The organism is Streptomyces sp. NPDC059788, from assembly GCF_042732265.1.
Taxonomy (GTDB): domain Bacteria; phylum Actinomycetota; class Actinomycetes; order Streptomycetales; family Streptomycetaceae; genus Streptomyces.
Genome location: NZ_JBHWHY010000051.1, coordinates 12,183 through 37,770, shown reverse-complemented (window position 1 = coordinate 37,770; position 25,588 = coordinate 12,183). Strand labels below are relative to the sequence as shown.

Genomic DNA, 25,588 nt, shown 5'->3' with positions numbered 1-25,588 from the left:
GGCCCCGGCCCCCACAGCCTCAGGCCTCCGGCTCCGTACGCCCGCCGGCCTCAGGCCTCCGGGCCTCGGACGCCCGCCGGCCTCAGGCCTCCGGCCCCCGGACGCCCGCCAGCTTCCCCGCCACCGCCGCCCGCGACGACACCCCCAGCTTCGCGAAGACGTGCGCCACATGTGTCTCCACCGTCCGCGGGCTCAGGAACAGCCGCTCCGCGATCCGCTGGTTGCTGAACCCCTGCCGGACCAGCTCGGCCACCTCCGCCTCCCGGCGCGACAGCCGCCCGTCCGGCTGCGCCGCCGCCCGCCTGGTCCGTACCCCCAGTCGCCGCTGCTCGCGTACGGTCCGGGCGTGCAGCCCCGGCGCCCCGCACGCGCCGAACACCTCCGCCGCCCGCGCCAGCTCCGTACGCGCCACGGCCTTCTGCCCGCAGCGGCCGTGCGCGGTCCCGGCCCGCAGCCACGCCCGCGCCGCGGACAGCCGCTCGCCCGTCCCCTCGAACAGCTCCGCCGCCCGGACCGCGCCGTGCGCCGCAGCGGCCGGGTCGCCCTCCTGGTCGGCGTGGGCCCGCGCCAGCGCCGCGTGCCCCGACCCCGCACCGCCGCCCGGAACCGCCTCGGCCCGGTCCGCCCAGCCCGCGGCCGCCGAGGGCCGCCCGCGCTCGGCCTCCGCGTCGGCCATCGCCTCGCAGCACACCAGCAGGCAGCTGCGCTCCAGCAGCGGCGACACGAACGCGTCGCACGCGGCCAGCACCTCGGCCCCGCCCGCGTCCACGTCGTCCAGCCCGACCAGGGCCAGGCCGCGGCCGACGACGCCCAGCCGCGCCCACCACTCACGGCGGCCCCCGGCGTGCCGGATCGCCTCGTCGGCCAGCGCCAGCGCGTCAGCGTGCTCGCCCGTCCAGCGGACCATGAGCGACTTGACGGCCAGCGCCAGGGCCACGCACTCGTCGGAGCCGAGCAGCCGCGCGGCGTCCAGCGCGTCCTCGGCCCGGTCCACGGCCTCCGCGATCCGTCCCGTCCGCCCGTACGTGAACGCCTGCGCGGCCAGAATCCAGGGCGACAGATAGCTCTGCCCGGTGGCGTTGGCGATGGCCAGGCTCCGTTCGACCATCCGGGCGGCCTGCGGCAGCCGGCCCATCATCGCGTCGATCCAGCACAGGAAGGACAGCGACTCCAGCCACGGGGCCAGCTCGGCGTCGGTGGCCTCCTCCGTCAGCCGCTCGGCCCGGCCGGCGAGGCCGCGGGCGGTGTCCAGGTCACCGGCGCCGTAGGCCTGGCCCAGCCGGAGCGTCACCAGCGGCACCCAGTCGTCGGGGTCCTCGGGCGCGGCGCCCGCCCCCTCGGCGCGGTCCCCGGTCTGCTTCAGCACGGCGGTCAGCCGGTCGAGCTGCCGCGCCGCGGCCGGGAAGTCGGCGCGGATGAGGCTGTCGCCGATCAGCTGGAGGTGGAGCGGGACCGCGTCCGCCGCGTGCTCCGGCGGCACCCGGCTCAGCTCGGCGCGCAGCAGGGCGCGGCCTTCGGCCTGGCGGTTGAGCAGCCGCTCCAGGATGGCGCAGAACCGGGCGGCGCGAGCCCGCTGCGCCCAGGCGTCCGGCGGCAGCAGCCGCAGCACCTCCAGCGCGGTGTCGCGGCCCTGGACGAGCCGTCCGCCGACGCCCTGGAGCCGGGTCAGTTCGACGAGCAGGGCGAGCCGGTCGGGCACGGGGCCGGCCGCCGTGCCGCCGGGTGTCCCGGGAAGCAGGTCCAGGGCGGTCCGCAGCCACTGGGCGGCGGTCGCGGGGGACTGGTACGCGGTCGCGCGGGCCGCCTCGACGAGCACGCCGACGGCCAGCAGGTCGCCGAAGCGCGCCGAGCGGGCGATGTGGCGGGCGCGGGTGACGGTGGGCGCGTCGCGCTCGTCCAGGGCGGCGGCCACGCGCGCGTGCGCGGCGACCCGCCAGCCCGCGCCGGAGGACGCGTACGCGAGGTGCCGGACGACGGGGTGGCGGAAGCGGAAGCGGCCCGGGGCCGGGGCGCAGCGCACCACGTCGCGTACGGCCAGTTCGTCGAGGGCCGCGAGTGCTTCGCTCTCGGTCATCGGCGCGGCCACGGCCACCATGCCCGGTTCGAACTCGTCGCCGAGCGTGGCGGCGGCCTGGGCGGCCAGCCGGGCGCCTTCGGGCAGCGCGGCCAGCTCCGCGGCCAGCGCTTCGCGCACCGGGCCCGGCAGCAGTCCGTCGTCGCCGTCGGCCGGGGCGGCGCTCTCGGCGGGGTGTCCCGCCGGTGCGGCGGCCGGTGCGGAGCGGGCCAGCGCCTCCAGATAGAGCGGGTTGCCGCCGCTGGCCTCGTACAGCGCGCGGCGGCGCCGGGCGCCGACGGACGGGCCGAGGAACTCCCCGGCCTCCCGGAGGGTGAGCGGCGCGACCTCGATACGGGTACGCAGGCCGGGCGCGGCGTCGGCGAGCGCGGCGGTGAGCCGGGGGCCCGCCTGGCGGGTGCGGTAGGTGACGGCGAGCAGCAGCGGGCCGCGCGGCGGGTGCCGGGCGAGGTGGGAGAGGAGCTCCACCGAGCCCTCGTCGGCCCAGTGCACGTCGTCCAGCAGGACGGCGAGGCCGCCGGGGTCCGCGAGGGCCTCCAGCAGGAGGCGTACGGCGCGGTGCACGCGGTAGCGGTTGAGGCCGGTGCTCGGGGCCGCCCCGGGGTCCGGCCCCGGGCGGTCCGCCGACAGGGCGGGGAAGACGTCGGCGAGCAGCCGAGCGCTCTCCTGGTCCAGGGCCGCGCGGACCTGCTCGGCCCGGCTCTCCACCTGGTCGTCCAGGGCGTCCACGGCCAGCGAGAGGGGCACGTCGTTCTCGTACTCGGTGCCCCGGCCGCGCAGCACGGTCAGCCCGTGCCGCAGGGCCGCCGCGGCGGTCTCGCCGAGCAGCCTGGTCTTTCCGGCGCCCGGGTCCCCGGTCAGTTCGACGAGCCGGAACTCGCCCCCGGCGGCCCGCTCCGCCTCCGTACCGAGGAGCCGTACGACCTCCGTACGGCCGACGAGCGCGCGGTTGCCGTGGAGCGGTACGAAGCTGTCGGGCATCGGGCGGGCCGGTTTCGGTCGGGTGGGCGGACGGAGGAACGGCGAACGGCGCCCCCATGCAATATTTTGGTCCAAGGAGACTTTACGGGCAATTCACAAAAATATTCGCTAAATGGTCTCCGGACGTTCTCGGGTCGGCGGGGGCTGATGGAGGGCCAGTGCCGTATGCAGCGCCGCATCCCCCTGTTCACCAGCGAAGGCGTCCGTGACGCCGAGGTCACCGTGCACCCGTTCGCGACCGCCGACGGGCTGGGCCTGACCCTGACCCGCTACCGCCGTGCCCCGGCCGACGCCGACGCGCGGACCGACGCGGTGCTGCTCGTACACGGCCTGACCACGTCGAGCGACATGTTCGTCATGCCCGAGCACGACGACCTCACCACCTACCTGCTCGACCACGGCTACCCCGACGTCTGGGCCCTCGACAACCGGATGAGCAACCGCTTCCCGTACGACATGGCCTGCCACCGCTTCACCCTCGACGACGTCGCCCTGCACGACTTCCCGGCCGCGCTCGCCGAGGTCCGGTCGCACATCGGCCCGGCGCCCCGGCTGCACGTGATCGCGCACTGCCTGGGCGGGGTGGCCTTCGCCATGAGCCTGGCCGCCGGCGTCGTCACCGGCATCACCAGCGCGGTCATCAACAGCTCCGCCCTCGTCCTGCGGCCGCCCCGCTGGTCCCGCTGCAAGCTCTACGTCGTCCCCGGCCTGACCGAGTACGTGCTCGGCCTGCCCTACCTCAACCCCGCCTGGCCGCAGGACGCCTCGTTCACCCGCGGCCGCTTGATCGCCCGCCTGGTGTCGCTCTTCCACCCCGAATGCCGCGTCCCGTCCTGCCACATGGTGAGCGCCATGTGGGGCTCCGGGCGGCCCGCGCTGTACGACCACGCGCATCTGTCACCGGTCACCCACGACCGCGTCGCGGACCTGTTCGGCGCGACCGGAGTGCACTACTACCGGCACATCCGGGCGATCGTCCGGGCCGGCCGGGTCGTCAAGTACCGGCCCGGCGACCCGGCGTACCGCGAACTGCCCGACGACTACCTGGAGGCGGCGGCGGGGCTGACCACCCCGCTCCTGCTGACCACCGGCGACCGCAACCACGTCATGGCCGACTCCAACCCCGCCTGTCAGCGCGAACTCGCGGCCCGCGCGCCCGGCATCTCCCGCCTGCACCTTTTCCCCGGCTACGGCCACCAGGACGTCTTCATGGGCAAGGACAGCGCCCGGGACGTCTTCCCGCACCTGACCGCCTTCCTGGACACCCACACGGACTGAGCGCCCCTGGGACCGGCGCTACCGCCCCGGCCCGTACACGCCCCACAGCTCCCCGGCGAAGAACCGCCCGAACCGGGCCAGCGCGGCGAGCGGCGCGGCGCCCGTCGCGCGCATCGAGGCCAGCTGCCGCACGAAGCCCAGCCGCCCCACGCGCACCACACCGGAACACAGCGGCGCCGAAGCGGGCTCCTCGCCCGGCCCGTGCCGGCCGCGACGGATCTCGACCGCCAGGGTGGTGGTGTCCGCCCACAGGTCGGCGCCCGGGTCGTCGCCCATCTCCTTGCGGCCGGTGAGCGTCAGCGGGCGGCCCCGCGGCCCGTCCAGCTGAAGGTGGTAGAGCATCCGCCGGCGCCCCGGCAGCCCGCTCGGCACGAACAGGTTGAACCACCCTTCCCGTACGGGCAGCCGGCCGCCCAGCGGCTCGCAGTCCACCGTGCCGCGCACGGCCGCCCGGTGATCCGGCGAGTCGACGAAGGCGTCCACATCGTCGACGGTGACGGTCAGACGCAGGGTCAGGCCCGGCCCGTCGGCCAGGGCGCCGCGCATGACCTCGTCGAACGTCAGGGCCGTGGCGGGCGCCGGAGCCGGGCGGTGTGCCCGCCGGGGCGGCCGGTTCTCCAGCAGCCGGGTGCACATCCGGTCCGCCAGCGCCGCGATCGTCAGCGACGGATTGACCCCGACCGGACCCGGCAGCGCCGCCGCGTCCGCCACATACAGGCGCGGGTGCCCGAACACCTCGCCGTACGGGTCGCAGACGGCCGCCTCCGGGCGGTTGCCGACGGGTGCGCCGCCCACCGGGTGGACGGTGACGACCCGCCGCCACCACCAGATCGGATTGTCCAGATACCCCGTCCCCATCGCGTCGGCGAGCTGCCGCATCGTGGTGCGGACGCCCTCGTAGTACGCCCGGCTCGTGGCGGTGGTCCAGCGGACGTCCAGCCGGCCGTCCCGCAGCCCCATCACCCCGTCCGGTACGTCCCGGCCCACGCCCAGCAGCGGCAGCACCCCGGGGAAGCCCTTGCCCGGCCCGAGCAGCGCGGCGATCTCGCCGGAGAGGTTGCTGTCCCGCGAACCGAGGGCACGCTCCACGGCGAGCCCGGCGGCCAGCGTGGCCAGCCGTCCCGCGCCCCCGGCGAGCCGTACGCCCTCCGCGAACCAGTTCAGGAAGCCGGGATAGCCGCCGTCCTGGACGATGTGCTGCCCCCGCCCGCCGCCGTCCGGCACGCCGACCACACCGGTGATCACCGGCCCCTCGTCGGGCCGCGGCGCAGGCGTGCCGCCACGTCCGTACAGGAACGTCAGCAGATCACCGTTGCCGCAGAACCGGGTGCCCAGCGCAGGGCCCAGGTGGGGCAGCCGCGCCCGGTTGGCCAGCAGCAGGTGGACCGTGCCGTACGTGCCCGCCGCCAGCACCAGGCGGTCGCAGTCGATGTGGCGCCGCGGCAGGTCGGCGGTGCGCGCCGGGCGCCCCGCGCCGTCCGTGTCGTGCACGACGTAACCGACGCGGTAGCCGCTGTCCAGCGGCTCCACCGTCACCGCCTGGTGCCCGGTCCGCAGGTCGGCGCCGTGGTGCCGCGCGGCGGACAGGTAGGTGTGGTCGAGGGTGTTCTTCGCGCCGTTGTTGCAGCCGAGGTCGCATTCGCCGGTGAGCCGGCAGGTGCCGCGCGGCACACCGTGCAGATTGCCGTACGGCTCGTCCGCGAGCGGCAGGCCGGGGCCGGGCGGCGCCCCGGGGCCGGGGGCGAAGCTCACCGCGAGCGGCGCCGGGGCCCACGGCAGGCCCGCCCGCCCGGCCGCCTCCCGCAGCGCCCGGGTCTTCGGCGTTCGGGCGTAGGGCTCGGTGTCCACCGGGTACGGGACCGGGCGCAGCACCGCCTCCACCGCGTCGTAGTGCGGATCGAGGTCGGCGCGCGTCAGCGGCCACGACTCGTGGCCGCCACCGGGCAGTTCCTCCCGCGCCACGAACCACTGCGCCTCCTTGCGGAGCAGCACATTGGCGTAGATCAGCGAGCCGCCGCCCAGCCCGCTGGAGACGAGGGAGTCGCAGCCCCGGAACCGCCAGACGTCGAACAGCCCGTACAGCCCCTCGCTCGGGTCCCACAGGGCCCGCCCCAGCTCCGCCGGGGTACGGGGGAAGCTCCCCGGCGCGTACGCCCGGCCGCGCTCCAGGACGACGACGGACAGGCCCGCTGCCGCCAGCCGGTACGCCGCCACCGAGCCGCCGAAACCGGACCCGACGACCAGCGCGCCGACCCGCTCGGGGCACCCCGCCCCGCTCCCCGGCGACGCCTCGGCCACGGCCCGTCCTCCCAGCTCGGCGACGGCCACCGCGCGGACCCGCGGCGGCCGGCCCTCCCAGTAGAGCAACGGTCCGCCGGGCGCACATCCGGAGCGCGGCGCGGCGCGGCGCGGACCGGACGGGCTGCGGCCCGGCCCGACCGTAGGCACGATGGTGTACGGGACGTGGGCGTACGGCCGTAGAACACCGTGAAATCCGGTTCGAACAAGGGTTTGGTTATGGCGCGGCACCGGCCGTACGGGTATACACGGGTCCACACGACGGGAGGCACATCATGTCGATCGACGGTTTCACGACCTGTCTGTGGTTCGACGGTCAGGCCGAGGAAGCGGCACACCACTACCTCTCCATCTTCAAGAACTCCCAGCTGGGCAAGGTCGGCCGGTACACCGAGGCCGGGCCGGGGACGCCGGGAGACGTGATGGTCGTCGAGTTCGTCCTCAACGGCCAGAAGTTCGTGGGGCTGAACGGCGGCCCCCAGTTCAAGTTCAGCGAAGCCGTGTCGTTCCAGATCCGCTGCGAGGACCAGGAAGAAGTCGACTACTACTGGGACCGGCTCACCGACGGCGGTGAAGAAGGGCCCTGCGGCTGGCTGAAGGACAAGTACGGCGTGTCCTGGCAGGTGTTCCCCGCCGAACTCCTCGACATGGTCGGCGACGCGGACCCGCAGGCGGCGAAGCGGACCACCGAGGCGATGCTCCGCATGAAGAAGATGGACCTCGCCGCCCTCCGCAAGGCGCACGCCGGCGAGTAGCCGGGCGCGGGCATGGGCGGTTCAGGGCGGCCCGCCCATGCCCCGCCGGCCACCGCGCCGCCCGCGGGGAACGCGGCACCCCGCCCGCCGGGACCGGGCCGCCCCGCCCGCCGGGTCCGGGCCGCCCCGCCCGCCGGGTCCGGGCCGTCCCATCCGCCCGGACCAGGGCGCGCCGCCCGCCGGTGCCTCCACCCGATCGGAGGCGCCTTTGATGGCGAACCAGGGCCGACGGGTAATCAGCCCCCATGTCTGTCGACATGTATCCCGACGCGCCCCCGACGGCCGCGCCCCTGCCGGTCGAAGCGCCGACGGCCGCCTCCCAGCTGGCCATCGGCATCGGCCCCCTCATCGCGGGCGCCGTCATCGTGCTCCTGCTGATCGGCGTCGTGGCGTACGGCAACCGGCGCCGCGCGCGCAACGGGGACCGCCCGCCGGGTGTCCCTGCGCGGCCCAGGGCCCCGCGCCGGGGGACACCCGGCGCGGGGCGGTTCCGTGGCGGCGGGTGAGGCACCTGCCGCGGCTCGGCTGCGCGGTGCTCGCCGCGGCTCAGGCCCGGTGTGTCTCCTCCGCGGTCGCCGCGCCACGGCGCAGGGACCGCAGCCGCAGCCGGCCGAGGACGCCGGGACTGCCCGTGGCGGCGGCCGGCGCCGGTACGGGCTCCGCCGCGGGAGCCGGGACGCGCCCGTTCTCCCGCGCGGGCCCGGAAGCGGGCCCGGGAACCGGTCCTGGGCGGGAGCCGGTCTGCGGGCCGGGTTCGGGCCGGGAGCCGGATTCCGGGCCGCGTCCTGGGCGGGAGTCGGCTTTCGGCCCCGCTTCGCGATGGGAGTCCGCTTCCGGTCCGGGCTCGTGCGAGGAATAGCTCAGGGCGCGCAGATAGCCTTCCAGCGCGCGTTGGGGATCGATGGGCATGACGCACCTCTCCTGCTGGTCGCTGCTGCGTGGCGCGGACGCGCCCCGCCGGGGCGGGAGCGCGGTCCCGGTCAGCAGCGCAGGACGGTGTGGCGCGCGCGGTCGTCGGCGGCGTTGCGTACGGCGGGCCGCGGATCGGTCCAGCGGGCGAGGAGGCGGGCGACGCGCCCGCCGCGGCACGGCAGCCGCGGCGTACGCGCCTGCGTCGTGGGGGAGTGGTCGGTGCGGGCCGGGCGGGGAACGCGGAGCCCGTTCGCCTGGGGCGGGCTGTCGTCGGCCGCCGGTTCGGCCGACATGGCGGCGGCCTCGGTCTGCCCCATGGCCGCTTCGAGGGCCGCGGGCGCCGAGCCGCACAGGGCGATCAGCAGGGCGATCAGCACCAGGACGCCGGTCCGTGCCACGGACCGGCGGACCTGGCAGCCCCCTCGGTTCATGCACAAAGCGTAGCTATTCGACTACTGTCTGCGCATGTCGTCGAACGGGTGAGATTGAACGCCGCGAAAGCCGGCCATCGCCCGCGGAAAGGATGTGCCATGACAGGCGGCCGACGCATTCTCATCACCGGCGCGGGTTCCGGCTTCGGCCGTGACGCCGCTCTGCGACTCGCCGAACGCGGACACCACGTCATCGCGGCGGCCGAGAACCGCCCCCAGATGACCGCGCTGATCGACGAGGCGGACCGGCGCGGTATCGACCTCAGGGTCGAGAACCTGGACGTCACCAACGCGCTGCACCGCCGCCAGGCGCACACCTGGGACGTGGACGTGCTGTTCAACAACGCCGCCATCGGGGAGATGGGCCCGCTGTGCGAGATCCCCCTGGCCCTGGTCCGGCAGGTCTTCGAGGTGAATGTGTTCGGCCACCTCGCGCTGGCGCAGGGATTCGCCCGGCAGATGGTGGAACGCGGCAGCGGCCGCATCGTCTGGCTGTCGTCCATCGCGGGCCTGACGACCAATCCGTATCTCGGTCCGTACTGCGCTTCCAAGTACGCCGTCGAGGCGATCGCCCAGGCGATGCACGACGAACTCAAACCGCTGGGCGTCCAGGTGTGCACCATCAACCCGGGCCCGTACCGGACGGGGTTCAACGACCGGATGGGCGATGCGCTGCGCGTCTGGTTCGACCCGGAGAAATCGTTCAGCGCCGAGCACTTCACCACGGACCTCGGCGTCGAGGTCCGGCTCGGCGACGACTACGGCGCGATGACCGGGGAGAGCCAGAAGGACCCCGAGGAGATCATCCAGCTCTTCGTGAAGGTGGCCGAGGGCGAGACCGGCCGCTACCGCAACTTCCTGCCGGCGGACCGGGTCGAAGAGGTGAAGCGGCAGCAGGCGGCGATCTGGGAACTCCGGCAGTGATCGGGGGCCTGTGGCGGTGATCCGGGGCTTCGGCACCGGTCCGGGAACCCCGGCGGTGATCCGGGATTTCCGGCAGGGACGGCGCCGTCATCCGGACGGGGCGGGCCGCCGGTCCCGGAGTGTCTGGCGGCGCCCGCGCGGGGGAAGGGACCAAGCGGCGGCCGGTCCGCCGCGGGGGTGCCGCCCCGGACGGTCGTCCGCGGGTTCCCGACCGGCCCCGCCGCCCCCGCCCGACCACGCCTGGAGGAGCCGTGCCCGTGCAGACCGTCCCCCTCCGCCCCGTACGCGGCCCGCGCGGCCTCCCGTGTCTCGGGAACCTGCCCGCCTTCGGCAAGGACCCCCTCGCCTTCATGGCCCGGATGCGGGACGAGTACGGGGACGCCGTGACGTGGTCCCTCGGCCCGCGGCGCAGCCTGTTCCTCTCCCACCCGCAGCACATCGCCGAGTTCCTCGGGTCCCGGGAGCACGCCTACGGCCTCCTGGAGGTCGGCTGGGCCTTCCAGCGGATCGTCGGCGAGAGCGTCGTCCGCAGCACGGGCGCCGACTGGCGCCGCAAGCGCGGCCTGGTCCAGCCGGCCGTCCGCCCGCGCCAGGTACGCCACTTCGGCCGGACGATGGTCGACAGCGCACTCGACGCGGCCGGCGGCTGGCGCGACGGCGAACGCCTCGACGTACAGCGGGAGATGACGCTCATCACCCAGCGCGTCGTACTCCGCACCCTGTTCGGCAACGACCTCGGCGACCGGACCCGCGCCCTCGTCGAGGCGATGGCGGTGGCCGAGCACATGATCTCCACCGAACTGCACGGCCTCCGTCTCTTCCTGCCGGACTGGGTGCGCACCCCCTCCCGGCGCCGCCTGCTCGACGCCGTCGCCACCGTCGACGCCGAGGTGCACCGGCTGATCGGCGCACGGCGGAACAGGCCGGGCGGCGACGACAGCGGTGACGGCGGCAGCGGCCCCTCGAAACGGCGAGCCGATGTCCGTACCGCGGCCGCGGGGGGCGGAGACCTGCTGGACCGGCTCCTCGAAGCCGCCGACGAGGACGGACGGCCGCTGTCCGCCAAGGAGGTCCGCGACGAGGCGGTGACCCTGTGGGCGGCCGGCCACGAGACCACCTCCACCGCCCTGACATGGATCTGGTACCTGCTGTCCCGGTCGCCGCGGGCGCGGGCGCGGCTGGACGACGAACTGGACCGCGTCCTGGGCGGCCGGTCGCCGGCCGTCGACGACTACGAACGGCTCGTCTGGACCCGGCAGATCGTCAAGGAGGCCCTGCGGATCTATCCGCCGGCCTGGGTGATCCCCGCCGTGGCCCGGGAGGGCGCGGTCCTGGGCGGCAGGGCCGTTCCGGCCGGCACGACGGTGTGGTGCAGCCAGTGGACGGTACACCGGGACCCGCGCTGGTTCCCCGACCCCACGGCGTTTCGCCCCGAACGCTGGGACGCCGACGCGCCGGACGCCATCCCCGACCACGCCTGGTTCCCGTTCGGCGGCGGGCCCCGTGGCTGTATCGGCGCCCGGTTCGCCCAGGTGGAGGCGGCACTGCTGCTGGCCACGCTGGCGCAGCGCTTCCACCTGGACGTCACACCCCGGGAAGTGCCCCACAAGGTCGGCCTGTTCATCCAGCCGGCCGTGCCGCTCATCGCCACGCTGCGCGCCCGTCCGCAGGGGTGACAGGCCGTACCGGGCGGAGGGCGGGCAGACACCGCCCGTACCGGGCGGAGGGCGGGCAGACACCGCCGTACGGAGCTGAGCCGCTCAGCCGAGAATCCCCAGCTCGGTGTCCGGGCGGCAGCCGTAGCACGCCTCCACACCCCGGCCGAGCGCGTCGACGGCCTGCTCGCGGCTGATGGCCCGCCCGCGGGCCTGGCGGCAGCCGCCGACGTGCACGCGCACGGGCCGGCCGGCCCGGCCGCCGAGCCGTTCGGTCTCCAGCAGCCAGTCGGGCCGGGGCGGCCGGACCGGTACGGGGCGGTCCCGCTCCTGCTGTTCGAGGTGCTGGATACGGGCCCGGACGGCGGTGAGCTGCAGACGGAGCCAGGTCTCCAGCGTGCGCAGACGCGGCAGGTCCGGGGGTAGTTCGCTCACATGTTCGAGTCTAGCCCGCCGCGTCCCGCCCGGTGACCGCGGCCTCGGCGAACGGGGGAGCGGCACGGGCCGGGACCCGGCGGACCACCGCGGCGCACAGCAGCGCGGCCGCGATGCCGCCCAGGTGGGCGCGGCTGGAGAGGGTGGCGGTCAGGACGCACTCCAGGGAGAAGGTCAGCGCCGTACCCACGATCAGTACGGGGGCCCGGCAGGCCCAGCCGACGCAGATCAGCAGCCCCACCACCGCCGCGGACGGCCCGGTGTCGGCCAGCGTCGCCTCGGCGGGGGAGACCGCCAGTGGGTGCCCCGGGCCGAGGGTGAGCAGGAAACGGGCGAAGAACGTCGCGGCGGCCGTGACGGCCAGGGACACCGTCGCCATCCGCGCCGTCCCGAGGACGCACTCGGCCGCCCCGAAGATCACGACCACCTGCGCGAGGGCACCCCACCACGGCAGCCCCGGCGCCGGCGCGAACAGCGACAGCGGCAGCCGCAGCAGCACCAGCCGGACCGGCACATCGGCCCGTACCCCGCCGAGCGACCAGACCAGCCGCGCACCGGCGTCCGTCGGCGCGAGGGCGTGAAAGGTGATCACGAGGACCACGGAGGCCGCCGTCAGCGGCACCGCGGCCAGACGGCGACGGCACAGGGCGGCCCAGGCCGGTCCGGCGACGCGGTACCACTGCGCCAGGAGGGCCCGGCCGGTGCGCGCGGCCAGGGTCGGGGGGCGATCCACCGCGACCGTCGGGCTTGCCGGGGGCGCCGCCCCCGCCGGGGGCACGGAGGCGGCGGCGGTCCGGTCCGCGCCGGGCAGGCCCCGCTCCCGCCGCGGAAGGGGCCGCCATGCGCCGGTCACGGTCCGGTCCTGTTCTTCATCGAGCCTCCGACGGGACCCGGCGACTGCGTCGTGGTCCGGCGATCGTGATCAGTCGTCCCTTACGTGTACGCCACCGGCACCTCACGCATACCGCGCACGCACCTCACACATCTCCCGCGCACGTACCCCACGAGCACCCCGCGAGTACCCCACAAGTACCTCACCGGCTCCCCGAACGGCTCCCGCGGCTCGACGGCCTCCGCCGGTTCACCCCTTCGCCACGTGTGCCCCACCGGGCCGAGTGCATGTCGGCGACCGGACGGCGGCTGAGGGGGCGTCAGGCAGCCGGTCCCCGGTGAGCGGCGGTCCGGGGCCTGGCCACCCCGCCTCCGTCCTGCGAAGATGTCAAAATACGACGTTCCTCGTACAATGATGATCCCCGGCTGGAACCGACCGCCCGGAGCCGACTGCCAGGAGCCGCCATGACGACCCCCATCACGACGACAGCGACCGACCGGCCCGGTACCCGGGTCCTGGACCACCCGGACCGTGCGGCGATCCGTCTCGAAGACGTGCTGCACGCGCTCGCCGACCCCGTGCGGCTGCAGATCGTCCGGCGTCTCGCGGCAGCCCAGGGCGAACTGTCCTGCGCGGTCATCGAGCTGCCCGTCAGCAAGTCGACCTGTACGCACCACTTCCGGGTACTGCGCGAGCACGGCGTCATCTGCCAGATCTACCGCGGTACGGCCAAGATGAACGGGCTGCGCCGCGCGGACCTGGACGAACTGTTCCCCGGCCTGCTCGAACGGGTCCTGGAGGCGGCGGAACTCCAGGACACCCGCCCGGACGCCTGACCGTCACCCCGCGCGGCCCCCGCTCCCTTCCCCGCCCCTCAACGGCCTCCGCCCCCGGCGGCCACCAGCAGCCCGGCCCAGTCGGCGATCTTCACGGTCGTCCGCCCCAGCTCCCGGCCGAGCGCGGCCTCCGCCGCCTCGATGCCCAGCCAGCCCGGCCAGCGGACCGGCCGCTGCCCGGCCCGCCGCAGCGCGGCCACCGGATCGTCCGGAAGCGGCTCGCGCGCCAGCTCGTCGGCGTCCGCCAGCAGCGCGGCCGCGGTCTGTTTGGCGCAGGGCCGGTTGGTGCCGATCACACCGGTCGGCCCCCGCTTGATCCACCCCGCCACGTACTCGCCGGGCGAGGGGACACCGTCCCGCAGCACCCGGCCCTCCACGTGCGGCACCGTTCCGGTCGCCGCGTCGAACGGCAGACCCGGCTGCGGCGTCCCCTTGTACCCGACCGAGCGCAGCACCAGCTGCGCCGCGACGTCCTCGTACTGCCCGGTGCCCGTGACCCCGCCCGCCCCGTCCGGCACCGTCCGCTCGAACCGCACCCCCCGCACCCCCGACTCCACGTCACCGAGCACCTCGACCGGCCGCAGATAGAACCGCAGATGCAGCCGGCGCCGCCCGCCGATCACCGCGTCCGGCGCCCCTTTCGCCCCTCCCGTTCTCGCCGCCCCCTCGGCCCAGCCGCGCAGCACCTCCACGTTGCGCCGGTTCACCGCGGGCAGCCCGGCGGAATCGCCGAACGCCGGATCGAGCGCCAGCTCCTCGGGCCGTACGACCACGTCGGCGCCCGGCAGCGCACCCAGCTCGCGCAGCTCCTTGGTGGTGAACTTCGCCTGCGAAGGCCCCCGCCGCCCCACCATCCACACGTTCTCCACCCGGCTCTCCGCGAGCGCGCCGAGCGCGGCCTGCGGCACGTCCGTACGCGCCAGCTCGTCCGCCCCGCGGGCGAGAATCCGCGCCACGTCCACCGCCACATTGCCCACGCCGATCACCACCGCCGACCGCGCGGCCAGTGGGAAGCGGCCGTCCGCCGCGTCGGGGTGCGCGCTGTACCAGGAGACGAAGGCGGTGGCGGAATGGCTGCCGGGCAGCTCCTCGCCGGGAATGCCCAGGTGGCGGTCGGTGGCGGCCCCCACGCAGTACACCACCGCGTGGAACACGCGCCGCAGTTCCCGCGGGCCCAGGCCGCCGGCCCCCACGTCGACGTTGCCGAGGAAGTGCACGCGTGGATGCTCCAGCACCGCACGGAGGTTGTGCTGCAACGACTTGATCTTCTCGTGGTCGGGCGCTACCCCGTACCGCACCAGGCCGTACGGGCAGGGCAGCCGGTCGAGCACATACACCTCGACATCCGGCACGATCTCCTGCCCGACCAGCGCCTGAGCGGTGTAGACGCCACTGGGTCCCGAACCGATCACTGCGACACGAAGCACGGAAGGCCCCTTTCCGCGGAGTGCTACCAGAATCGCACTGGCGTGGGCTGTGCGGGAGGTGTGCTGCCGGGGATGCCCGGCGGTCCGGCCATGCGACAGGGCGGCCATACGGCGGGACGGCCGCCCGGCGAGCCCGTCGCGCGGCAGACCCGCAGGGGTGAACCTTGTACGCGCACGGGCATTCACCCTTCGGCGTGAATCTCTCCCCGCCCCGAGGCCGTCCCCGGGGGCCCGGCGCCTACCCTTCCGCGGCGGCGTCTTCCAGGCCCGGCGGTGGGTCCTGCAACGGCGGCGGCCCCTCCAGCGGGGGTTCGGGCCCTTCGCTCGGCGGCGCGCCCAGCTCCCAGTCCAGCCCGTACCGCTGGAACAGCTCGGCCCGCAGCCGCGCGGCCGGCATCGGCGCCCCCGGCAACAACACCGCCACCACCGACCCCATCAGCAATGCCCGCAACAGCCGGTAGTCCGTGTCTGCGTCCTCGGTGCCGTACCGCTCCACCGTGTCACGCAGCAAGAACGCCAGCCGCTGCTGCTCGGGGCACTGGATGAAACCTTCCGCCGTCAGGATTCCGGCCATATGCGTACGCATCAGCAGCGGACGCTCCTGCGCCAGCCCCAAAATCGCGTCGATGGCCCGCGCCAGCCGCTCCCGGCCTGCGTCTTCGCCCGCCGGTACCGGCTCGCGTTCGAGCGCCGCCTGCAACGAGTGGTGCATCAGCCGGTGCACGGCCGACTGGAGCAACTGCCGCTTGCCCGGGAAGTAGTACGAAATCAGCCCACGCGCCGACCCGGCACGGCAGGCGATGTCCCCGAGCGTCGTCGCCTCGTACCCACGCTCGTCCACCAGCTCGACGGTCGCCTGCAACAAACGCTCGCGGGAACGCCGCCGCAACTCTTCATTGACCGAGGGGCTGCGGGGGGACATGCTGTTAACTCCTGCGTTGACTGGCTGGGAGCCAATATACTCAGCAGGTCTCCGGATGTCCGCCCCGACGCGGCCAGGACTCCGGCTGAGCTGCCTGAGTCGGGCGACGCGGGGGATCGCCCGACTCAGGCGGGGTGTGAGGGGTCGGGGTGGGTGTGCAGGTTCGATCACCTCTGGCCGTCTTCGGGCGTGCCGATGATGACTCGATGCCGATGCCGATGCCGATTTTCACCCGTCGGCAAGCGGGCACAAGTTCGGCTGAGGAACCGCTATGTCGCGGGCTCAGCACGGATGAGGGCCGCTTCCGGGAATTGCCGAGGTCGACGATCACGGTGCGTATGTCACGAAGTCGTCTGCTGGACCGGGCCGACCTGCGATGGCGTGCCCATCCGTGCCCATCCGTGCCCATCCGCGCTTCCGACCCGTGCGAATTCTCCGTTCCCCGGCCATTTCGTGCTCTTCCAGCCATCGGTCCAGCCAGGCCCGGGGGATGGTGAGTTCGTCGCGTCCCGCGCCGAATACGGGGTGCGACTGTCATGCCGCAGAGCACGTCAGTCCAGCGCTGCGCCAATTGATGGACGGTTATCCGCACACCCCGGCGTTCGTGATGAGCCGCACCCTTGACCTCCTGGCCGCCGACGCCCTGGCCGACGCGCTGCACGGCCCCTTCGTCCCTGGAGAGAGCGCACTGTCCTCGCGGGTCCACGGGCCGGATCACCCGCTCACCGGCCCCGCAGCCCGGGCCGACGCGAATTCAGCTGTCAGCCAGGCCAGCAGCCGGCCGGGGGCGTCCTCCTGGAGGAGGTGACCGGCGCCCTCGATCCAGTGCAGCTCTGCCTGCGGAACGTGCTTGTGCAGCCACTCGGCGTACTCCGGAGGGAGGATGCGGTCCTCGCGGCCCCAGACGATCCGTACCGGAATCGGGATACCGCCCAGCAAATGCTCGTAGGCGGCCGTGTCCGCCTGCCTGATCTGGCTGTACTGACGGTAGAACGCCGCCTGGCCTTCCTCCCCCCGCCACGGCGCGAGGAAGGCGTCGAGAACCCCTGGCCGGAAGCCGGTGTGCGTGGCGTGCCGCAGGTGGGCGGCGACCAGCGCTTCGTGCGCGTAGCCCGGAAGTTTGCGGAAGACCTCCGTGTGCTCCAGGAAGAGCTGGAAGAGTCCTCGCTCCCACTCGCCGCCGCTCACCGCGTCGAAGAGGGTCAGGTCCCGGTAGCTCTTCTGCTCCAGCAGCAGGGTCCGTAGCGCCACCGCCCCGCCGATGTCGTGAGCCACAACGCTGGGGTGTGACAGCCCCCAGTGATCGAGGAGCTGGGCGAAGTTCTCCGAGTGAGCCGCCAGGCTCAGGTCCTGGCCCTCGCGCTGCTCCGACTGGCCGAAGCCGAGATGGTCGAAGAAGAAGACCTCGCGGGTACGGGCGAGCGCGGGAGCGATGTCCCGCCACAGGAAGGAAGAGTACGGCGTACCGTGCACCAGTACGAGTGGTTCTCCGTTGCCCAAGCTCCCCCACCGCATCACCCCTCCGGGTGTCTCGAACCCCTCGTTCAGTGTCCAGTCCACCGCTTCTCTCCTCTCCCGCCTTGAGAGCACCGCCTTCCACGCGAAGCGTGCTCCGATGCCTCGGCAGCCCGGATTTCCTCGGCCGGGTCGGTGGCACCCCTCCGCAGGCGTCATCGTGGGGAGCGGTGCTGCTCCGGACAGTGGTGTCCGCTCCGGAGTGTGAGGCGGCTGCTCCAGTGCACCGGGGGCCTGCCCGCCCCCCCGACCTCATGGTCGGCGGCTCTGTTGGCTCGGAACAAGGCTCTTGGCCGCCGTCGCAGGGAGCCTGACTTCCCATCAGGACGAATGTCGCATGAGCGTCATTTCAGCGTCGGGATGTCGCCCGTAACGCCCGCCGCACATCATGCGCTCGGCAGCTCTGTGGAGGAGCCTGCAGAGATGTCCGCTGATGGGGGCGGGAGAGCCTCGGTCACGGTGAGGGAGTGGACGAGTCGGTCGAGGTAGGCGGCGTCCAGCGGCGGTCTCGGAACGGCTGCCTCGGTGAGGGTCTTCCAGGTGCGGTCCGCGAGGGTCCGGGGGACCAGGTATTCAGGGCCGGTGATCATGCAGTAGCGGGTGAGGTCGCGCAGGACGGCCTGGGAGCGTACCCATGGGTCGGTGGCATGGTCGTCGACATGGGACCACCATGCGTCGGCCTCGGTGGTCTCCAGGCGGTAGCCGGCCCGGCGCATCGCCTCGAACACGTCGGTCAGTGGCACCGGTTCCGGGTGGATCAGGTGGTACGTCTGCCCCGCCGCGTCCGGCAGGCGGCACAGTTGGATCAGGGAGCGGGCGACCACGTCCACCGCGTCCATGGGGATCACGCCGACGCCCTCCGGCACGCGGCCGAGAGCGGCCGACGCGCTCAGGATGGGCACCAGGAGGTCGGAGGTGCCGGTCCGGCCGGTCGTGCTGTGTCCCGTCACCACTCCCGGCCGGAAGAGGGTCAACGGGACTCCGCGGTCTTCGGCGGCGTGCAGGTCCCGTTCTGCCGTGGCCTTGGTACGCGTGTAGCCGAGTTGCCCCGCCGTTGTGGGGGTGGCGGGCGTGTTCTCGTCGACCTCGGTCAGTCCGGCGGCACGGGCGGCGCAGAGTGTGCCCAGAGTCGAGATGTATCGGATGGGGACTGCACGGCCGGTGAGGCGGGCGGCGTGTTCGGCGAAGGCGATGATGTGACGGGTCCCGCCGACGTTGACGGGGGCCAGGAGGTCGTACTCGGCGGCGAAGTCGACCTGGGCCGCGCAGTGCAGCACTTCGTCAACGGACTCGGCGAGCGCGTCATAGGCGGCGGGGGCCAGTCCCAGGCGTGTCCGTGTGATGTCGCCGGGGACATGTACGAGGCGTTCCGCGGGCGTGACGCCGAGAGCGGCCAGCCGTTCCTCGGCGCGTTGTGCGGAGCCCCGTGCGAGGCAGTACGCGGTGGCACGGGTGCGGGCCAGCAACTCGGCGCACAAGTACCCGCCGAGACTCCCGGTGACCCCGGTCAGGAGCACGGCACGGGGGCCGGGTGCGGGCTTCATGCCGGCCATCACCGTTCTTCTCCGCCGGTCAGTTCGACCGCGAGGGCGTGCAGGCTGCGGGTGCCGAGCAGTCGTGCCACCGGAATGTCGAGGCCGTGGTCACGGCGCATGCGGGTGCGCAGATCGGTGGCCATGAGCGAGTCCATGCCGAGGCGGTTCATCGGCCGGGCACGGTCGATCCGCGAAGCGGGCGTTCCGAGGACGGCGGCGAGGTGGGTGACGAGTTGCTCCTCGACGTCGGCGGTGTCGCTGCCCGGGGCGGCGGTTCCCTCGGCGTTCGAGGTGTCCTCGGAATCCGCTGCGGTGGGGGAAGCGTCACGTTCGTCGTGAGCCCGGCCGGGACGCTGCGCGGACGGTTGCTCCTGCGTACGTGCCGCCGGCGGCCTGTCGCGGTCGCGCGCCGGGGCCCGCGTCCCGGGCTTCTGGGACGATCCTGGGACGTCGGGGTGGGAGCGGGAAGCCGTCGCCGGGCGGCGGTCCGGGCCGCCGGCGGTGTCGTCCTTCTCGGCCGCCGCTCGCGTGGCGCGGGAGGCCGTGCGCTGTTCGTGCGGTCCCTTCGGTGCGCGGTACGTCTCTCCGCCGTCAGGGGGCGGCTGTGTTTCCGTCGCGCCGTGGGGACTGCGGGGGCTGCCGGATGCCTTGGGGGCCGGGGGCATGTCCGGTGTTGTCTGCGGTGCGTCCTGGCGGGCGGCCGTGCCGGTGCGTAGGCCCGTACCCCGTGCACGACGGGGCTCCGGAGGCGGAGCCGGGGCGCGGTCCGATTCGGTGCCCGCAGGCGTGCCGTCGGGGCCGGACTCCGATACGTACAGCAGGGGGTTGTCCACGTCCGGCGGATAGGCGGCCAGGTAGCGGTCCCAGTCGACTGGCGGGAAGAGCAGCCATCGCCCTGTGGTCCGCAACATCCGAGGGAAGAGCGCCGGGGCGTCCTCGGGGCGGATGGGGTCCATGCCTTCTGGCCGGACCTCGTGGCCGTTGGCTTCGCTGAGGCGGGCGGCGATGCCGACCTCGGCCCAGTAGCCCCAGTTGACGACCGTCGCGGGCAGACCGGCCGCCAGCCGGTGCGCGGCCAGTGCGTCGATGAAGGCGTTGGCCGCGGCGTATGCGCCGAGCTGTTGGCCGATGGTCAGGCCGCCCAGTACCGAGACCGCGGAGGAGAAGAGCACGAAGAAGTCGAGCGGCCGGTCGGCGAAGAGCCGGTGCAGGGCCCAGCCTCCGGCGACCTTGGGGCGAAGCGTCGCATCGAGGGCATCGGCATCGAGGTCGGCCGTCGGGCCCGGGGTGAGGACGGCCGCGGCGTGGGCTACCCCGGCCATCGGCGGCAGTCCCTCACGGTCGCGCTGGTTCAGCAGCTCGCTCATGGCCTCTTGGTCGGCGGCGTCGACGGCCGCGTACTCGACCTCGGTGCCGCCGGCCCGCAACTCCTCCAGCAGGGCGGCCCTTCGGTCGTCGGACGGCAGCTGCGCGAGGTCGGAGCGGCCGGTGAGCAGCAGGTGTGTGGCGCCTTGGTCGACGAGCCAGGCGGCGAGCAGTCCGCCGACACCGCTGAGCCCGCCGGTGACGAGATAGCTCGCGTCGGGCCGGATCTCCACCGGCTCTTCGCTCTTTCGGGGCATGGCCAGGACGACCTTGCCGATGTGGCCGGCTTTGGCCATCAGATCGCAGGCGTCGGCGGCCTGGTCGGCAGGGAAGACCCGGACCGTGGGCGCCTCCAAGGTGCCGTCGCCGACGAGGTCCGCGACGGTACGGACCAGGTCGCCCAGGTGCTCCGGACGGTACCGGTACAGATCGAGCACATTGACCGGCAGGTAACTGCGGCAGTCCGCGAACACGCTCATGGGCAGCGGCCGGCCGGCGGCGATGTCGTTGACGGCCAGATCAACGTAGCGGCCGAACGGTCTGAGGACGCCGAAGCCCGCGTCCGTGCCCTCGCCGACGAGGGTGCCCAGGACGACGTCCACACCGTCGCTGAACTCGTCGGCGAAAGCCGTGGAGCGGGAGTCGGCGATCTTCTCCGCGCCGAGCCGCTCCAGGAGCTCCCGCTTGGCGGGGGTTCCCGCCGTGGCGTAGACGGTCGCGCCGCGCATACGGGCGATGGAGATTGCGGCCTGGCCGACACCACCGGTCGCGGAGTGAATCAGAACGCGTTCGCCGGGAGCGAGCCGGGCCCGTTCCACCAAGGCGTGGTAGGCGGTGGCATGCGCGGCGGGCAGGGCCGCCGCTTCAGCAGGGCTGAGCCCGGCCGGGGTGTGGGCCACGAGATGGGTGGGGACGGTGAGGTGGGTGCGCAGCGACGGGTAGGAGAAGGCGATCACCGAGTCGCCGACGGCGAAGGCGCCAACGCCGTCTCCGATACGGGCGACGGTTCCGGCGCTTTCACAGCCCAGGGCCGGAGGGCCCTCCGTGGCGTCACCGTCAGCTCCGGCCGCGGCCAGGACATCGTGAAAGTTCAGGCCGGCGTGGGTGACGACGATCTCGATCTCGCCGGGCCCCGGCTCCGTACGGGTGAGGGGGACGAGGTCCAGGCCGTCGAGACCGCCCTCGGTGACGAGCGCGAGCGGCCGCACGGAACGGTCGTCCGGGACGGCAGCGGACAGCCGGGGCGCGTAGAACTCGCCGTCGCGCAGGGCCAGCTGGTTCTCCTGTGTGGCGGACGGGAGCAGCTCGGTCAGCCTGTCGGCGTCGTCGCGTGCCGCGCCGTGCTCGTCCAGATCGACCAGCAGCGGCGCGAGGTCCGGGTGTTCCTGGCCGGTGACCAGGCCGAGGCCCCATACGGCCGCCTGCCAGGGGGCCGGGCAGCTGTCCGTGGCACGGACTCGCTGCGTGCCACGGGTGACGAGCAGCAATCTGCAGGGGGAGTTCAGCAGGGCCCGAAGCGTCGTGGTTACGGAGGTGCACAGCCGGACCGCCTCGGCCTGCACATCCTTGCCCTGAACGTCCTCTTGCGCCTCCCCGTCGTACAGGCAGACCACGCCGTCGAGTGGTCCGTCTTCGGCTGCCTCGGCGAGTACCTCGGACGGATTCGCTGTGAGGGGGGCGACGGTGACCGTGTGCCCGGCCGCCGTCAGAGTGCGGGTCAGCCGTCGGACCAACTGCCCGCCGTCGCCCAGCAGCAGGTAACGCGCAGACCGGGCGGTGGGCTCGGGCACCCGGGCGGGCTCCCAGCGCAGGGCGTGCGCCCATTTCGCGTGGGGGACGTCAGCCTGGCTGTCCGGCTCGCGCCGCTGTTCTTCTTCCGGGGTTTGCGTGGCAGAGGCGTTCCGGGGCGCGGCGCTTTGCAGTGATAGGGCCCTGAGGCCGGTGATGTCCACGATGGGGTGCCCTTCGGCGTCGCTCACGGTGATGTCGGCGCTCATTCCGTCCGGTCCGGAGTCGGTGACACGTGCGTGGGCCCACACCTCGTCGCCGTCGAATGTCTCGTGCGGCATCCGGAGCCGGTCCGCCGAGGCCAGGACGAAGCCGTGGCCGGGATCGGCGTCCAGCAGCACGGCGAGGGGCTGGAGGCAGGAATCGAGCACGGCCGGATGCAGCGGGAGGCGGTGGCCGTCGGCAGGGTGCGCGGTGACCCGGGCGAGCACTTCGCCGGGGCCGTGCCACAGTTCTTCGATGGAGCGGAAGAGCCCGTTCCAGGCGTTGCGGTCGCCGGAGTACGTACGGTAGAAGTCTTCGCCGGTCAGGCGGGCGGGGCAGCGATGTCGTACATCCTCGGGGCACTCGGCGCGCTGTTCAGCCATGGCGGCGTCGGTCCGGGCAGGCGTTCGGGGGGCGGCGCGCGCGGTGGCGTGACGGGTCCACCCCGTGCCGGTGCGGCTCTCGACCACCAGCCGGTGTGCGTTGTTCTCCACCTCGCTCGCTTCCCCGTTGTCCTCGTCGCCGCCGTCCGCCGTCGTGTCGCCGTCCTCGGTACGCACGCGGATCTCCGGCGGATCGGACGCGTCGAGTACGAGCAGTTCATGGAAAGCGGCCTCGGCGAGTTCACCGGCCGGTCCCGCCGCGTCCGCCAGGATGCCGAGAAAGCCGGCCCCGGGCATCACGGGGACGCCGCCGACCTGGTGGTCGAGCAGGAAGCGGTCCCGCTCCAGGTCGATCACCGGCCCCTCCGGCGGCTCCCCGCCGATCGGCGGGTAGGGATAGTCGTCGGCCTGGTACCAGTGGCGTTCCCGCTGCCACGGATAGGCCGGGAGTATCAGCGCGCGCCCGCCCTCCGGATACAGCGCGTCCCAGTCGACGTCGGCCCCCGCCTCGTAGAGCCGGGCGAGCGAGTCGAGCAGGGTGCGCGCCTCGGGATCCCCGCGCCGCAGGGATTCCAGGACTACGGTCTCCTCCGGGGAACTGCTGCGGATCGCCCCGGTCAGTACGGGGTGCGGCGAGACCTGGAGGAAGACCGGCGGATGCGGGTCATGCTGGGCCGCGACGACGGGTTCCAGCAGGACCGTCTCCCGCAGATTGCGCCACCAGTAGTCCGCGTCCAGCGAGGCGCCGGGGAGTTCGCCGCCGGCGACGGTGGACAGAAAAGGCACGTCCCCGTCCGCCGGGCGCAGTCCCGCGATTGCGTCCAGCAGCGGCTCGCGGACGGGGGCGATCTGGGCGCTGTGCGCGGCGTAGGCCACCGGGATCGGGCGGCATTCCAGGTCGCGGTCCGCGCAGGCGGCCACCAGCCGGTCGATCTCCTCGACCGTCCCGGACAGCACGGTGGAGGCGGGGCTCTCGGCGACGGCGACCTGCGCGTCGATGCCCGTCTCGGTCAGCAGATCCGTCACGTCGGTGTGCGGCAGGGCGAGCCAGGCCATCGCGCCGGGCGGCGCCAGCTCGTCGATCAGGCGTGCCCGCAGACAGCTCAGGTGCCCGGCCTGCTCCAGGGTGAGGGCGCCCGCGCAGTGCGCGGCGGCGATCTCGCCCTGGCTCTGGCCCAGTACGGCGTCCGGCGCGATGCCCCAGGAGCGCCAGTGCTCGGCCAGCGCGACGCCCATGGCCCACAGCGCGGGCTGGACGTACGCCGTGCGCTCCTGCCAGGACGCGTCCTCGCCCCGCAGTGCGTCCAGCAGCGACCAGCCGGTCTCCGTCTCGATGACACGCGCGCACCGCTCCAGCGTCGTACGGAATGCCCCGCCGCGCTCCAGCAGCTCACCTCCCATGCCCTGCCACTGTGTCCCCTGGCCGGGGAAGACGAAGACGACGTGAGGGTTCTCCTCGGGCTCGGCGCCGTAGTCCCGCCGCGCGATGTCGTCGAGCGCCCTGGCCATCTCCGCACGGCTGTCACCCGTCGCGGCCGCTCGCCACTGGTGATGCGTACGCTGTCGGGCCGCTGCCGCGCACTGCTCGGCGAGCGGTAGAGAAGCGTCGGCCGTCAGCAGTTCACGGTGGGCGGCGGCCAGCTCCCGCAGCGCCCCAGGGGCACGGGCCGACAGTGGCAGCAGATGGGGTCCCGGCCCTTCGGCGAGCGGTTGGGGGCCGTGCGGCGCGGAGGAGAGCACGACATGGACGTTGGTGCCGGAGGCGCCCAGGCTGTTGACACCGGCCAGCAGTTCCCCCGTGGCGGGCAGCCGGGCGAGATCCCGGGGGACACGGAAGGGTGCCGCCGCCCAGTCCACGGCGGGGTTGGGGGTGACCAGGTGCGGGTTTCCGGGCACTTGGCGGTGTTCCAGGGAGAGTACCGCCTTGATCAGCCCGGCGATTCCGGCCGTGCTCTCGGTGTGCCCGATGTTGGCCTTGCCCGACGCGACCAGAAACGGCTCGCCGCTGCGACGGTCGCCCATTTCCTCCGCGAGCGCGTTCAGTTCGGTGCTGTCGCCGAGCGGGGTGCCGGTGCCGTGGGCCTCGACGAAGTCGACGTCGCCCGGTTCCACCCGGGCACCCTCATAGGCACGGCGCAGGGCGTCGCGCTGCCCCTCCCGCTCCGGAGCCGCGACGCCCAAACCGCTGAACCCGTTGTTGTTGACCGCACTGCCCCGGATCACCGCGCGGATACGGTCGCCGTCGGCGAGCGCCCGCCGCAACGGTTTGAGCAGCACCGTCGCCACCGCCTCGCTGCGCACGAAGCCGTCCGCCGACGCATCGGCGAACTTGCAGCTGCCGTCCGGCGAGATGCCGCCGGCCCAGGAGAAGGTGAGGGTCGTGTACGGGGTGAGGATGACATTGACGCCGCCCGCGAGAGCCGTGTCGCACTCGCCCGTACGCAGGCTCTGGCACGCCAGGTGCACGGCCGTCAGCGAGGAGGAACAGGCGGTGTCCACCGAGACGGCGGGCCCGCGCAGGCCGAGGACATAGGCGAGCCGACCGGAGTGCGCGGAGCGGGTGCCCGCGCCGAGCTCGGTATAGATATCGAGTTCGTCGGGCGCGGCGATGTGACGCAGCCAGTAGTCGCTGTAGCAACTGCCGACGAACACACCCACCGGTCGCCGTATAATCCGATCGCCGGGAATGCCCGCGTTCTCGATGGTTTCGTAAGCGGTCTCCAACAGGAGACGCAACTGCGGGTCGGCGTGCGCCGCTTCGCGCGGCGGAATGTCGAAGAAAGAGGCGTCGAACCGGTCGATGTCCGCAAGGAATCCCCCACGGTCGGTGGGAATGCGACCTGGGGTGCGTGGCTGCGGATCGTAGAGATCGTGCATCCACGGCCGGTCGGCCGGAGCCGTGCCGACGGCTTCGCGCCGGTCCTCCAGCAGCCGCCAGAAATCATCCGTGGACGGGGCTCCGGGGAAACGGCCGCTCATGCCGATGATGGCGATCGGCTCTTGGGCGGGTGCGCGGGCGGTCGTGGAAGTGGACATGC

General features: G+C 73.6%; 17 protein-coding genes and 1 pseudogene. 7 read left to right on the top strand and 11 right to left on the bottom strand.

The features are described 5' to 3' along the window. Window positions 1–82 precede the first annotated feature (82 nt). Entirely contained in the window at window positions 83–3,055 is a 2,973-nt protein-coding gene (locus ACFV57_RS34210) for an AAA family ATPase (protein WP_385240198.1), read from the bottom strand. Between the two features lie 165 nt (window positions 3,056–3,220). Between ACFV57_RS34210 and ACFV57_RS34205 the strand changes: the two genes are divergently transcribed. Continuing rightward, entirely contained in the window at window positions 3,221–4,333 is a 1,113-nt protein-coding gene (locus tag ACFV57_RS34205; RefSeq protein WP_385240196.1) for an alpha/beta hydrolase, read from the top strand. Between the two features lie 18 nt (window positions 4,334–4,351). On the opposite strand, the gene ACFV57_RS34200 is transcribed toward ACFV57_RS34205, so the two are convergent. Next, the gene (locus tag ACFV57_RS34200) at window positions 4,352–6,781 is read right to left on the bottom strand and encodes a GMC oxidoreductase (RefSeq protein WP_385240194.1); all 2,430 of its coding nucleotides are present in this window, start codon (window positions 6,779–6,781) and stop codon (window positions 4,352–4,354) included. 125 nt (window positions 6,782–6,906) lie between these two features. On the opposite strand from ACFV57_RS34200, the gene ACFV57_RS34195 reads away from it, so the two are divergent. Both ACFV57_RS34195 and ACFV57_RS34190 read left to right on the top strand, forming a co-directional pair. Beyond that, entirely contained in the window at window positions 6,907–7,386 is a 480-nt protein-coding gene (locus tag ACFV57_RS34195; RefSeq protein WP_385240192.1) for a VOC family protein, read from the top strand. 245 nt (window positions 7,387–7,631) lie between these two features. Continuing rightward, complete coding sequence (locus ACFV57_RS34190; protein WP_385240190.1) at window positions 7,632–7,892, top strand: DUF6479 family protein; 261 nt, start codon at window positions 7,632–7,634, stop codon at window positions 7,890–7,892. 40 nt (window positions 7,893–7,932) lie between these two features. On the opposite strand, the gene ACFV57_RS34185 is transcribed toward ACFV57_RS34190, so the two are convergent. Beyond that, window positions 7,933–8,295: a hypothetical protein gene (locus ACFV57_RS34185; RefSeq protein WP_385240188.1), complete on the bottom strand. Its 363-nt coding sequence runs from the start codon at window positions 8,293–8,295 to the stop codon at window positions 7,933–7,935. Window positions 8,296–8,366: 71 nt separating this feature from the next. Further along, entirely contained in the window at window positions 8,367–8,729 is a 363-nt protein-coding gene (locus ACFV57_RS34180; protein WP_385240186.1) for a hypothetical protein, read from the bottom strand. Window positions 8,730–8,828: 99 nt separating this feature from the next. Between ACFV57_RS34180 and ACFV57_RS34175 the strand changes: the two genes are divergently transcribed. Beyond that, entirely contained in the window at window positions 8,829–9,653 is an 825-nt protein-coding gene (locus ACFV57_RS34175; protein WP_385240184.1) for an SDR family oxidoreductase, read from the top strand. A 257-nt stretch (window positions 9,654–9,910) separates the two neighbouring features. Next, on the top strand, window positions 9,911–11,329 hold the full coding sequence (locus tag ACFV57_RS34170; RefSeq protein WP_385240182.1) for a cytochrome P450: 1,419 nt from the start codon (window positions 9,911–9,913) through the stop codon (window positions 11,327–11,329). 84 nt (window positions 11,330–11,413) lie between these two features. Here ACFV57_RS34170 and ACFV57_RS34165 read toward each other — a convergent pair whose 3' ends face one another. Continuing rightward, window positions 11,414–11,743, bottom strand: coding sequence for a DUF6233 domain-containing protein (locus tag ACFV57_RS34165; RefSeq protein WP_385240180.1), 330 nt, complete (start codon window positions 11,741–11,743; stop codon window positions 11,414–11,416). 10 nt (window positions 11,744–11,753) lie between these two features. Next, entirely contained in the window at window positions 11,754–12,596 is an 843-nt protein-coding gene (locus tag ACFV57_RS34160) for a hypothetical protein (protein ID WP_385240178.1), read from the bottom strand. 443 nt (window positions 12,597–13,039) lie between these two features. Here ACFV57_RS34160 and ACFV57_RS34155 point away from each other — a divergent pair, with 443 nt between their 5' ends. After that, window positions 13,040–13,411 (top strand): ArsR/SmtB family transcription factor, encoded by a 372-nt coding sequence (locus tag ACFV57_RS34155; RefSeq protein WP_385240176.1) that lies wholly within the window; start codon window positions 13,040–13,042, stop codon window positions 13,409–13,411. 38 nt (window positions 13,412–13,449) lie between these two features. On the opposite strand, the gene ACFV57_RS34150 is transcribed toward ACFV57_RS34155, so the two are convergent. Both ACFV57_RS34150 and ACFV57_RS34145 read right to left on the bottom strand, forming a co-directional pair. Next, window positions 13,450–14,838 (bottom strand): FAD-dependent oxidoreductase, encoded by a 1,389-nt coding sequence (locus tag ACFV57_RS34150; RefSeq protein ID WP_385240174.1) that lies wholly within the window; start codon window positions 14,836–14,838, stop codon window positions 13,450–13,452. A 238-nt stretch (window positions 14,839–15,076) separates the two neighbouring features. After that, on the bottom strand, window positions 15,077–15,760 hold the full coding sequence (locus ACFV57_RS34145; protein ID WP_385240172.1) for a TetR/AcrR family transcriptional regulator: 684 nt from the start codon (window positions 15,758–15,760) through the stop codon (window positions 15,077–15,079). A gap of 535 nt (window positions 15,761–16,295) precedes the next feature. Between ACFV57_RS34145 and ACFV57_RS34140 the strand changes: the two are divergent. Beyond that, window positions 16,296–16,445, top strand: a pseudogene (locus ACFV57_RS34140) (transcriptional regulator); the annotation flags it as partial. 29 nt (window positions 16,446–16,474) lie between these two features. On the opposite strand, the gene ACFV57_RS34135 reads toward ACFV57_RS34140, so the two are convergent. The 3 genes from ACFV57_RS34135 to ACFV57_RS34125 all read right to left on the bottom strand — a co-directional run bounded on the left by ACFV57_RS34135 (window position 16,475) and on the right by ACFV57_RS34125 (window position 25,586). Further along, window positions 16,475–17,320 carry an alpha/beta fold hydrolase gene (locus ACFV57_RS34135; protein ID WP_385240170.1) on the bottom strand — a complete coding sequence of 282 codons (846 nt, stop codon included), beginning with the start codon at window positions 17,318–17,320 and terminating at the stop codon, window positions 16,475–16,477. 341 nt (window positions 17,321–17,661) lie between these two features. Further along, on the bottom strand, window positions 17,662–18,819 hold the full coding sequence (locus ACFV57_RS34130) for an SDR family oxidoreductase (protein WP_385240168.1): 1,158 nt from the start codon (window positions 18,817–18,819) through the stop codon (window positions 17,662–17,664). 8 nt (window positions 18,820–18,827) lie between these two features. Beyond that, window positions 18,828–25,586 carry a beta-ketoacyl synthase N-terminal-like domain-containing protein gene (locus ACFV57_RS34125; protein WP_385240166.1) on the bottom strand — a complete coding sequence of 2,253 codons (6,759 nt, stop codon included), beginning with the start codon at window positions 25,584–25,586 and terminating at the stop codon, window positions 18,828–18,830. Window positions 25,587–25,588: the final 2 nt, after the last annotated feature.

Coding starts and splice junctions, on each gene's coding strand:
- ACFV57_RS34210 (WP_385240198.1), bottom strand. CDS start 3,055: ATGCCCGACAGCTTCGTACCGCTCCACGGCAACCGCGCGCTCGTCGGC.
- ACFV57_RS34205 (WP_385240196.1), top strand. CDS start 3,221: ATGCAGCGCCGCATCCCCCTGTTCACCAGCGAAGGCGTCCGTGACGCC.
- ACFV57_RS34195 (WP_385240192.1), top strand. CDS start 6,907: ATGTCGATCGACGGTTTCACGACCTGTCTGTGGTTCGACGGTCAGGCC.
- ACFV57_RS34190 (WP_385240190.1), top strand. CDS start 7,632: ATGTCTGTCGACATGTATCCCGACGCGCCCCCGACGGCCGCGCCCCTG.
- ACFV57_RS34185 (WP_385240188.1), bottom strand. CDS start 8,295: ATGCCCATCGATCCCCAACGCGCGCTGGAAGGCTATCTGCGCGCCCTG.
- ACFV57_RS34180 (WP_385240186.1), bottom strand. CDS start 8,729: ATGAACCGAGGGGGCTGCCAGGTCCGCCGGTCCGTGGCACGGACCGGC.
- ACFV57_RS34175 (WP_385240184.1), top strand. CDS start 8,829: ATGACAGGCGGCCGACGCATTCTCATCACCGGCGCGGGTTCCGGCTTC.
- ACFV57_RS34155 (WP_385240176.1), top strand. CDS start 13,040: ATGACGACCCCCATCACGACGACAGCGACCGACCGGCCCGGTACCCGG.
- ACFV57_RS34145 (WP_385240172.1), bottom strand. CDS start 15,760: ATGTCCCCCCGCAGCCCCTCGGTCAATGAAGAGTTGCGGCGGCGTTCC.
- ACFV57_RS34130 (WP_385240168.1), bottom strand. CDS start 18,819: ATGAAGCCCGCACCCGGCCCCCGTGCCGTGCTCCTGACCGGGGTCACC.
- ACFV57_RS34125 (WP_385240166.1), bottom strand. CDS start 25,586: ATGTCCACTTCCACGACCGCCCGCGCACCCGCCCAAGAGCCGATCGCC.